This is a genomic window from Proteus penneri (assembly GCF_003144535.1).
Taxonomy (GTDB): domain Bacteria; phylum Pseudomonadota; class Gammaproteobacteria; order Enterobacterales; family Enterobacteriaceae; genus Proteus; species Proteus penneri.
On the sequence record NZ_PHFJ01000002.1, the window covers coordinates 393,761 to 406,812 of the forward strand.

Annotated in this window: 2 protein-coding genes; both read left to right on the top strand. The window is 36.7% G+C overall.

Annotated elements, in window-relative coordinates:
• Positions 1-144 precede the first annotated feature (144 nt).
• Positions 145-1,857: a ShlB/FhaC/HecB family hemolysin secretion/activation protein gene (locus tag CUB63_RS04785; RefSeq protein ID WP_109847570.1), complete on the top strand. Its 1,713-nt coding sequence runs from the start codon at positions 145-147 to the stop codon at positions 1,855-1,857.
• Positions 1,858-1,938: 81 nt separating this feature from the next.
• On the top strand, positions 1,939-13,052 hold an 11,114-nt coding region (locus tag CUB63_RS04790; RefSeq protein WP_109847571.1), incomplete at its 3' end, for a two-partner secretion domain-containing protein.

The following is a 13,052-nucleotide window of genomic DNA, read 5'->3' on the forward strand; positions in this document are numbered from 1 at the left end:
TCTTTATATTGTTAAAGTCACGGTATTTTATTTGTTATTTAATTTTTGATATTTACTTTACATATTTTAATATTAATAATGTTAAAGATTAGATGTATCTTGAATAAATACAATTAAAAGCACAGACTCTATTTATTGCATAATATGAAAAAAATTATATTCTTTTTAAAGTTATGGGTTTTTTTTGCACTATTTTATATTCCCATATCTTCAGCAGACGTTTCTGAAAAAACAACTGAAATCTTTAGCCAACAACAACAGCATAATCAAAGTCAACAAGAAGCTCTTTATCAGCAATTAATACCTGAAAGACCTAATATATCTTTTGATATTAGCCAATACGAAGAAAAAGAGAATAAAACAGAAGAAAAACTCTGTTTTCACATCGAGCACATTGAAATAACGAATGCAGAGGTTATTCCTCATTGGGTTAATTTGGCCCTTTTTAAGTCTGAATTTATAGGGCAATGCTTGGGGATAAGTGGAATAAATACCGTCGTCACTCGTATGCAAAATCGCCTATTAATGCATGGGTGGATCACCACGCGTATTGTTGTACCTGAACAAGATATTAGTTGTGGAACATTATATTTAACAATAGTTCCTGGCATTATTCGTAATGTTAAATTTACTGATGACTCTGATAAATACGCCTTGTTATATACCAGTATGCCTGCGCATAAAAAACAATTACTCGATTTACGAGATATTGAACAAGGGTTAGAAAACCTACAGCGATTACCGGTTGTGAGTGCTGAAATGGAAATTAAGCCTGGTGTAAATGCGGGTGAAAGCGATATTGTGATAAAGCGAAAACAATCTCGTTTCTGGCATACTTCATTATGGATCAATGATGCCGGATCACCCGCAACGGGGCGTTATCAAGGTGGTTTAATGTTAGCATTAGATAATCCTTTAGCACTGAGTGATTTGTTTTATTTATCAACAGAACGTGATTTAGACTTTGCTGGGAATAAAAATAATCAAAATATTATGGCGCATTATTCAATTCCTTTTGACTATTGGTTATTTGATATTAACGCCTCTCAATACGATTATTCTCAAACAGTCGCTGGCCATATTAAAGACATTCTCTATTCAGGTGAAAGTGACAGTATTAATGCAGGTATGTCATATACCCTTTTTCGTAATCAAAGCAGTAAAACGACATTACGCTATGGTGTTCAAGCTAAAGTATTACGAAATTATATTGATAATACTGAAATTGAAATCCAACGCCGACGCGTTAGTCATTGGTTAATGAATCTTTCTCATCGCCAATATTTTAGCTTTGGAACTTTGGAAGGTAGCATTAATTACCAAAAAGGAACACGCTGGTTTGGTTCAGTTGCAGCGTATGAAGAACAATATCGTGATAATTATTATGCAACAGATAAAGCCGATATTTTAACATGGCGTGCCGAATTAGATATTCCAATATCTATTGCTCAGCAGCAATTCAAATATCAATTAAATTACCGTAAACAAATGACACATGATGCATTAACACCCATTGATCAGCTTGCAATAGGTAATCGTTGGACTATTCGTGGATTTGATGGTGAAAGAACACTGAGTGCTAATGAAGGTTGGTTTATACAAAATACGTTAAGTTGGCGATATCCTGCATCAGAACAATTTATTTATCTTGGCGCAGATTATGGCGAGTTAAAAACAAATACAGATAACCCTCAATTATTAGGTAAACATCTTGCGGGTGGTGTTGTGGGTATAAAAGGTTCGTTATTTTCCTCCACAATAAAATATGATTCATTTATTGGCACACCATTATCTAAACCCGATGGGTTTAAAACGGATCATGTTAATTTAGGATTTAGTATTAACTTTAATTATTAAAATACAGAATTAACTCAAATATTAAATAAGAAATAATAATTAAATGAAATTTATATTGTCTTTTTGGCAAGGAACTTACTCATGAATAAATTATGTTATCGCGTTATTTATAATCGTACTCGACAATTAATGGTTGTCGTATCTGAATTAACGAAATCTTGTGGTGAAAATAATAAGCGCAATACTCTTTTTTCATCACCCATTAAAAGTTCGCTAAATAGCGTGGCATTTATTTTATTACTGATGCAAGGCATGATAAGTTTTTCTGTGCAAGCTAGTCAAATTATTGCAGATCAGCATGCTCCAAATAACCAACAAGCAACGGTATTACAAACCAGCAATGGCATAGCTCAAATTAATATCCAGCAACCGAATCAACATGGCGTTTCACGTAACCAATTTACGCAATTCGATGTTGATAATAAAGGTGCCATTCTCAATAACAGCCTACAAGATACACAAACACAATTAGCTGGAATGGTGACGGGAAATCCGTGGTTGGTTAAAGGCGAAGCGAATGTTATTTTAAATGAAATTAATAGCCAAAATCCTAGCCAACTTAATGGTTTTATTGAAGTTGCAGGCAAACGAGCGGAAATTATTATCGCAAATCCAGCGGGTATTAGTTGCCAAGGCTGTGGCTTTATTAATGCGGTAAATACCACTTTAGTTGCAGGTAAAGCTTTAACGCAAGATGGGGCAATTGCTGGTTATGAAATTAACAACGGAAAAATAGTTATTTCTGATCGAGGTCTAAATGATAGCCAAAGTGATTACACACGTATTTTAGCGCGCGCCGTAGAAGTTAACTCACGCATTCAAGCCAATAAATTAGAAATTACTACAGGTAATAATACACTAGATAATAATGGCAATGTGATTAGCCAAGATGATTCAGTAGCTAAACAAAATGATTATGCCGTCGATGTTGCCCTAATCGGTGGTATGTATGCTAACAAAATTAAATTGGTTGGCACAGAACATGGTGTTGGTGTGCGTAATGCAGGTGAAATTGGTGCTGAAGCGGGTGGTTTAACACTAAATGAAAACGGTCAGTTAATAAATATCGGACTCATTCAGTCTAAAGCACAATTACAAATTAATACGGCAAGTCTAAATAACCAAGGTATCATCGCAGGCGATAAAAACCTAGCGCTAAATACCACAGGTGATCTTGTTAATAGTGGCATACTACAAGCTAAAAATAATATTCAGCTAAAAACAACAGAAAACGTTTCTCAAACTGCATTAGGTAAAATAGTCGCTCAAAATAATATTCAAATTGATGCTAAAGGCTATTTGGCAACAGACAAGAGCCAACTAGGTGCAGGCATTGATAATAGCGGTAACGCCGTTAATCCTGCCTCGCTAACTTTGAATATAGCGGATGACATTATTTCTGCAGGTCAGCATTTAAGTGGCGATAAAATTAATTTAACGGCTAAAAATGTTGATATTTCAAACAGCAAAACACAAAGTAAAGATCTACACATTACGGCATCAGTAGGGCAAATTAAAACAGAGTTTGTCCAAGTTAATGCCAATACAGTAATGCTTAATGCTAAAACAGAGATTATTAATCGTAAAGGTGAGATCAGCGCTGATAAGCTTCAACTTATTGCGCCTAACCTGATTGATAATAGTGAGGGTAAATTAAGCCAATCAGGTAGCCATGATTTAAAACTCAATTCCGTTACACTTAATAACCCAAAAGGAGAGATTAATTCTGCTGGAAATCTCGCTTTAAATCATCAAAATCTGAATAATCAACATGGCGATATTCAAAGTCTTAGCCGCCAATTAATCATTAAAACAACGGCGCTAAATAATCAGAAAGGCACAATATCATTGCCTCAGCAAGGTGCCATCACTCTAAAAACTGAAACGTTATTAGGTAAAGAAGGCTCCCTATTAACAACCGGGCAGTTTTCTCTGCAAGGGCAATATGTAGATTTAGAAAAAGCCACAACCCAAGCGAAAAAAATAGAGATTAGTGCAGTTAATCTTAACCATAATGACGCTAATTTAAAGCAAACAGGTACTGAACTAACATCAATTAACGTAGAAAAAAAACTCAGTAACCAACGCGGTAATATTCAGACGCAAGGTGCATTAACACTCAATGCCCAAGAGATAGATAATACCCAAGGTGAAGTGAGAACCTTAAACCAAAGTCACCTAGATATAACCGCCATAGAAGCCATTACTAACAATAAAGGTGCATTGATATCCTCGGATACTCTTAAACTTAATGCCAATATATTAACTAACCAGCAAGGCAATATTAATGCCGATAAAACTATTGATCTCACCCTGAACAATAAGCTTGATAACAATGCTGGGAAAATTGTTAGCAAAAATAATAGTGAAATTAAAGCGAATACATTAAATAACGCCAAAGGTGAAATGGGTGCTAATGGATTAAATATCACTTTAACGGGACATGCAGATAATCAACAAGGTGCAATAATTTCGCAAAACAGACTGCGATTAACGGCAAATAACGTTGATAACAGCCAAGGCATTATTCAATCAGAAAAATCCTTGTGGTTATCGACCCAAGATGGAGAGTTAAATAATCAAAATACCCATCAATCTGGCGGTATTATTAGTCGAGGAGAATTGCATCTAAACGCTGGTGACATTAACAATAGCCAAGGGATTATCAATGCTAAAAATAGTATTGATCTCCAGAGTAAAATAGTTAATAGCCAGCAAGGTAAAATCGTTACACAAGGTGATTTTACCGCTAATACGCAAGGGTGGGATAATACATCAGGGTTAATACAGGCATTTAATATCACTATTAATTCAAATAACCAGCAGTTAATTAATCGCGATACACAAAAAGGTCAAGGTATTCAAGCAACACAAAACTTACGACTGAATACGGGAGTATTAGATAATAGCCAAGGTGATATTAGTGCGAGTCAATTACAATTAAATACAGCTAAATTAGGCTTTATCAATCAATTTGGTCGATTAACATTATCTGATCACGCAACGTTAAAAACAGGTGCGATAAATAATCACACTGGGCTGATTATTACCGGTAAAGATCTCATTATTGATAGCCACCAGCAAAAAATAACGAATAGTGAAACACAAAAAAGCGGCGGAATAGTGAGTCAAGGTGGATTAAATATTCACAGTGGTGATCTTAATAATCAACAAGGGCAAATTCTAGCTAAGCAGCAAGTTGATTTACAAACTAACATCGTGACTAACCAATCAGGTCAAATCCTTAGCGAGTTAGCCAATTTAACATTAAAAGGAATATCGCTAAATAACAGCCAAGGACATCTGTTTTCTCCTCAACAATTACAATTAACTTTGCGTGATCACTTGATTAATCGTCAAACAATTGATGGTAATAAGGGGATCGAAACAAAAGGGACATTGACAATCAATAGTGGGGATATTGATAGCACACAAGGCCGTATTGTTTCTGCTGATCAGTTAACTGTTAAAAGTGGCAATTTAGTCAATCAACAAGGCATATTAGGTAGCCTAAATAGCGATTTATCAATTACCAGTAAACAACTGATTAATGATGATGGCTCAATAAGTGCCAATAACATCATCATTAATACACAAGGTGAGCGTTTAAGTAACCAAAGTACGAAAACCAATAGTCAGATTTTTAGTAGAAATGCACTCAATATGACAACGGGTGAATTAAATAACACCAAAGGAAAGTTGATCAGTAATGCTTCAGTTAATATTTTAACTTATGGCGAATTAAACAATACCCAAGGAGAAATAAGTGGTCATGAGACATTAGAAATTGAAACAAAAAAAGCGATAAATAATACGCAAGGATCGCTTGCCTCTAATAAATTAATGACGCTTACGACGGGGAGTGAATTAAATAATACTAAAGGTAAAATCACTAGCCATAATGCATTATCTATTGAAACCCAAGGAAAATTAGATAACACGCTAGGTAAAATAATTGCTCGTAATAGTGCGAATGTTTTATCTTATGGTGACTTAATTAACTATCAAGGCCGTTTAGGAAGTGAGAAATCATCACTGACTTTAAATACACATCAAATTGACAACCGTAGCGGCGTTATTTCTGCCCAAGGTGATCTTAAATTAGATCCAAATAAATATGCTATCGATAACACGCAAACTTTAAAAAGTGGCGGAATAGTTAGCCAAAAAAATATCACCATTGATAGTGGAGCGCTCAATAATCAAGATGGTCAGTTAGTTGCCAAATATGACGCAATAATCAATACGCATCAGCAACAAATCACCAATAATAACGGTATCATTTCCGCGGATAATGGCACTATTTCTATTGATTCAGCATCAATAAAAAATATATCTGGATTAATTTATTCTCTAAAAGAGATGGTAATTAATACCAACGGACAGCGACTAGATAATACGCAAGGTGTATTAGCTAGCCAAACAGGCAAGTTACTTATCGCCAGCCATGAACTGTTAAATCATGCTGGGTTGATCACGGCGAATACAGCATTAAATATTAACACTGGTAAACAGCGTATTGATAATAGTGATACGGCAACAAGTGGCGGTATTATAAGTAAAGGCGAATTAGAAATTAATGCCGGTAATATTGATAATCTTGAAGGTAAAATTACATCAACGGCTAAACAATCACTGTTTGTTGAAGATATTAATAATAAAAAAGGTAAGATTGGTAGCATTGAAGAACGGGTATTAATCGAAAGTGGTGCAATTAATAACCAAAATGGTCTTATTACAGCAAAAACGCAATTAGATATCACAACAGAAAATAATCAATTAGATAATAGCAATACATTATCTCAAGCAGGAATTATTAGTCATGGGGCATTAAACCTTGTGACAGGTAACTTAAATAATCAATCGGGCTATATCTTTTCTGCTAAATCTTTATTGCTTAATAGTTTAGGGATGAGCAACCGTAGTGGCGAAGTTATTAGTCAGGCAAACGGCTTTAAATTAACGACTCAAACGTTAGATAATCAACAAGGCACACTTTATTCAGCAGATAATTTCACTTTAGATACACAAGGTTATGCATTAAATAACAATCAGACGCTATCGGGTGGCATTATTAGCCAAGGAAAATTAGATCTAAAAAGTGGTGAGCTTAATAATATTCAAGGGCGCGTGATTTCTGATGATGACTTAAATATTTCTAGCGCAAAACTGATTAATCGCCAAGCACAATTAGGCAGCAAACAGGGTGGATTAAATTTAAAATCAGCTGAACTTGATAATAAAAAAGGTGTGATTAGTGCGAGTCAAAATGTCGTTATTGACACGCAGAAACAGAATATTAATAACCAAAATGGACTAATAAGCGCATTAACTAACCTGACTATTTATAGTGGGCAACTGGTTAATCAAACAGGAAAAATAACTACTAATAAGCAAGCAACGATTAACGCGACTGATCTTGATAATAGAAAAGGCAGTATAGCCAGTAATCGCCATCAATTAATTATTAATGCCAATAATATAAATAATGCGAAAGGGCTAATTTACGCCGTTAAATCGCTCACCATTAATGCTGATGGTAAGTTAACAAATACGGATAACAAAGCGACAGCGGGCATTATTACTCAACATAATCTGAATGCAACGGTTAAACAGCTAGACAACCAAAATGGATTAATTTCTGTCGCGAGTATGCTAAAACTAATTAGTCCTGAAAAATTAAATAATCAGCAAGGATTAATAACGGTAGGTCAAAAAACAGACCTACAAACAGAACAGTTAAACAACTATCAAGGAAAAATCTCTGCTGGCGATTTATTAACGATTAGCCATTCCAATACACCACTTATTAATCGTGACGGGGCGCTTGTTTCTGCGGGTGCGATTTCATTAAACAGTGGTGATATTGATAATCAGCAAGGGAAAATAACTGCACTTAATGCAGTTACTATTAACAGCGGCGAGTTACAGAACAATCAAGGCACTATATACGCCAAAAAAGAGTTAAATATCCATTCTCAAGAGTTGGTTAATACCGATGGATTATTGCAATCAGACAGTCAGCTTAAGTTAAATACCAGACAAAATGATCTGATCAATTTAAATGGCAAAGTTATTGGTGCGACTGAAACCCAACTTAATATTGCAGGACTTAATAACCAAAAAGGACATATTCAGGCAACTGACAAACTGGATCTTCAGTTAAACCAAAGTGAGTTAGATAATCAGCAAGGAACACTATTATCCGCTAATAACTTACTGATTGACGGTAAAAGTATTGATAACCAACAAGGCGTTATTCTTGCGGGTAACAATACTGAAATCACGCTCAGTCAGGGATTAAATAACCAGATAGGACAGATCCAATCTCAAGAACAACTTACTGTAACGGCTCAACAGCTTGATAATCAGCAAACAGATGATGAAAACCTAGGATTAAAAGCCAATAATATTCATATTGCAGTAAACGATTTGCTTAATCATCAAGGCGTTATTCAAGCCAGTGAACAACTCAAATTAATTCCTACTGAAAACCTTAATAATCAGCGTGGCTTAATATCTGCTGCAATGTTAGCCATTGAAGGCAAAAACGAAAATAAATTAGCGATTGATAATAAAAAGGGACTATTAGCGGTGACACAACAGCTTCGTTTATGGGCTGAAAAGCTGAGTGGTAATGGCGAAATTATTTCGGCGGGTGGCAGTGAAATTCAATTAAAAACCGCCTTTAAGTTAGAACAAGATGCCACAATTAAAGCACAGCACTCTTTAACACTCTCTTCAGAGGATGAAATTCATAACGCTGGATTTATTTATGCGGGTGAGAGGCTTTCACTTCAAGCGACGAACTTAAATAACAGTGAGCCAGTAGCACCATTAGAAAGTGATGATTTGGTGACGACTCGTAGCAAAAGAAGTCTCGATGATGATGAAAAACGTAATGGCGAAATTAGTGCTAAACAGCTGACATTAACTATTTCAGAAAAACTGCAAAATACAGGATTGATTGATGCTTTTGGTGGCACACTCACATTAACGGCTGATGCTATTTATAACCAAGCGGGTGGACGCATTTATGGTGATAATATCCAGCTAAAAAGCCAGCAATTTGATAATCATGCACCGTTTGAAGATATTGCTCCGGTATTAGCTTCTCGTGAAAATCTACAGCTATTGAGTAATACAATAAATAACCGTAATCACGCCCTTATTTACAGTGGTGGCGATATGGCTATTGCGGGTTTTGAAACAGAAAATCTGTCAGAAAGTGTTGCCGCTGGTGTATTAAATAATGAAAGTGCATCAATTGAAGCGAGTGGAAATTTATTTGCTCATATTTCAGAAATTAATAACCGCGATCTCTACTTAAAAATCAGTGATCCGGAAAAAGTATCTGAAGTACCAATGTATCAATTTGGTGTCGATCATAGCGGCGATAAATTTGATTCTGATGATGAGCGAATCTGGTACAACATCAATACGCGTGAGCATTTATTAAATATCAATGGTCGTCAATATAAAGACTTCTATGAATTTAAATATAAGGTAATTACAGAAGAGTCAAAATTATTACATCGTGATCCGGCATTAATATTGGCGGGTAAAGATATTACTTTAAAAGGTGATAATTTAAACAATATTGATAGCCATATTATCGCTGGTGGCAAGCTGATTATTGATGGTATGCATATTAATAATCAGGAAACCGCAGGTCAGCGTATTGAATACCATGAAGGTACAGCAATAAAGCATAAAAGACCGGGTAAACGTCGAGGGGGTCGTAAGAAGAGTAGCTCAACTTCACATTCCCAATATGGGCCGTTTGAGGTGGTTACTGATTTATCATTAGGTTTATTGGAATATAAAGAAAATAGCGATCTGACCTCAGATAAACGTCCTGAATTAAGTGAACAGAGTGAAATAAAAGTATTTACGACACGAAGATTCGGTCGGTTAATTGCTCATCATAATCAAGTCGATGTTGATACGGCGGAGCTAACCTCTATTACGCCTGAAAAAACAGATTATGATTTGGGGGATGATCTCTCATTAACAAAATATAAAGAGGGATTATTAACAGACCAAAGTGATCTTGCTCTCTTTGATAAAATAACTACAAAAAAACTTGATGAGACGATTAATGGTAATCAATCGACAAAAATCGTATTAGAAAGTGGTGATACGGTTTCAACATTTAATGCTGAACAAACCGCAATAACGCAGCCTAATGGTGTATTACCGGAAATAAAACGGTCAGAGAAACACCCTGAACTTCCTATTGGTAAAATAATTACAGTTCCTCAATTAGAAAAGCCAACGGAAGAGAAAACCATCGAAGTTAAAATTCAGACCGTAGCGCCTATATTAAAATTCCCTGAAAACCGTTTATTTAATGTTAATAAAGGAACCGATAGCCAATATATTGTTGAAACTGACTCCCGCTTTACCAATAAAAGGGAGTGGTTAAGCTCAGATTATATGCAAAATGCATTATCTGTTGATCACAATAATACCCATAAGCGTATTGGCGATGGTTTTTATGAACAACGCATAATCCGTGATCAAATTATTCAGCTCACCGGCAATCAATATCTTGATGGGCATAATGATAACGAACAGCAATATCACGCTTTAATGGATGCGGGTATTCGCTTTAGTGAAGAGTTTGGCATTAAACCAGGTGTGACATTAACCGCTGAACAGATGGCAATGATCACAACGGATATGGTGTTATTAACCAGTAGAGAGATCACATTAGCTAATGGCTTCGTTGAAAAGGTATTAGTGCCTCAAGTTTATGCGCGTGTTCTACCCGGTGATTTACAAAACAGTGGAGCATTGCTTTCAGGTAGTGAAGTTATTTTAAATAATATTCCTGAGTTAAAAAACAAAGGCACTATTTTAAGTAAAATAGAATTACAAGCTTCAACCGATAATTTAATTAACCAAGGGCTAATTAAAGGGCAAACGGTAGATTTACTTGCGTTGCAAGATATTCAAAATGAAGGCGGACAAATTGCAGGGCAAAACCGCATTAATCTGCAAGCGGGTAATGACATTATTAGTACAGCAACTGTATCGGGTAATAATACCGATCAATGGCTAAACCGTGGTGCGGCTATTTATTTAACAGAGTCAGATGGTGAGATTACATTAAAAGCAACGCGTAATTTAGTGTTAACAGCAACAGATATTCTCGCAAGTGGTGATAACAGCCAATTGGCGTTAACCGCAGGTAAAAATATTGAATTAGGTACTATTAATACGCGTCGCCAAGAGAATATTGATTGGGATAGCAATAACTATCTGCATAAAACCACAGAAGAGGAGATTGGATCTCATCTTTATGCGGGGGATATCTCAATAGCATCGGGCGAAGATCTTCATCTTACGGCAACAGATATTCAAGCCACAGGCTCGCTAGGATTAACTGCAGGTAATGATATTTCGTTACAAAGTGGTTATTCCTCTATTGACCAAATCGCACACAGTGTGACGAAAGATAAATCATTTGGTTCTTCGGAAACTCGCACTACACATGCTGAAATTCATAATAAACAAGCAACTGGAACAGAGCTAAAAGGAAATGAAGTTTCTATTTCTGCTGGCAATGATTTAATTGCACAGGGCAGTGAGATTATTGCGACACAAGATATCAATCTTGATGCGGGTAATCAATTATCGCTGACTACTGCAGAAGAGTTTGCTTTCCAATCTTATGAAGAAAAAATTAAAAAATCAGGCATCGGTGGTACAGGAGGCATCGGCTTTACTGTAGGTAAATCTGCATTTGAGCAGCTCAATAATAGTGATGCTGTGACTCAAAAAGGCAGTGTGATTGGTAGTACGGATGGCAATATTCGCATCAGTTCAGGGGATAATCTCACCATTGATGGCAGTGAAATGATAGCCAAAAAAGAGATATCTCTTACGGGGGATTCTGTTGATATTCTGGCTACCGAAAATAGTTACACTGAGCTAAGCAAAACTAAGACTAAGCAGAGTGGTTTTACCGTCGCACTAAGTGGTACCGCAGGAAGTGCAATCAATGGCGCTATTTCAGGTTATAAGGCATCTAAAGAAGCTGATGATAGCCAAATTAGCACACTTCAAGGTATTAAAGCAGGACTTTCTGGGACTCAGGCAGCAGGTGCGGTTGCATTAGATAATGCGCAATCTGGCACTGATAATGAGAGCACAACGTTGATTGGTGCCAATGTTGCTTATGGCAAAAGTTCTTCTGAGTCTGAACGTATACAGCAACAAAACATCGCCCAGGGCAGTAGCTTAAGTGCAGGTGAAAATCTCTCTATTACGGCAACAGGAAAAGAGCAAGGCGATATCACTATTACAGGCAGTGAGCTACAGGCTGGTGGTGATCTTACTTTAAGTGCTACGCGAGATATCACATTACAATCAGCACAAAACCAAGAGACGATAGACAGTAAAAACAGCAGTAAAAGTGCTTCTGTTGGTGTTGGCGTCACGGTGGGCTCGGGTGGTGTTGGGGTAAATATTAATGCTAATGGTAGCCGAGCAAAAGGATTTGAAGAGGGCGACCACACCTATTACACCAATAGCACATTAAATGCAGGGCAAACGCTCACCTTACAAAGTGGCCAAGATACGACCTTAAAAGGCGCTCAAGCGCAAGGCGATAAAGTGATTGCTAAGGTGGGCGGAGATTTACATCTTGAAAGCCAGCAAGCGATTGATGATTACAAATCGAAGCAATCGAGTGAAAGTGCGGGTGGTAGTGTCAATGTGATGGGCACGCCGGGAGGTTCGGCAAATCTTTCGTTTAGTCGCGATAAAATGGACAGCAAATACCATTCAGTGGAAGAACAAACGGGCTTATTTGCAGGCAATCAAGGGTTTGATATTACTGTGGGTAAACATACCCAGCTTGATGGTGCAGTAATTAGCAGTACCGCAGAGGCTAAAAATAATCAGCTTGATACGGGCACATTAGGCTTTAGTGATATCCATAACTACGCAGAATATAAAGTTGAGCATCAATCTGGTGGTGTAAGTACCTCAGGGGGTGTTGAAGGCAATATGCTGGCGAATATGGGGCATGCATTAGCCATGGCAGGCAACCATAGTGACAGCGCGGAAAACACCACTCAATCTGCGGTATCACAAGGCACATGGACAGTTCGTGATAGCGATAATCAACAGCAAGATATCGCGCAATTAAGCCAAGATACCGATAACGCCCACAGCACGTTAAA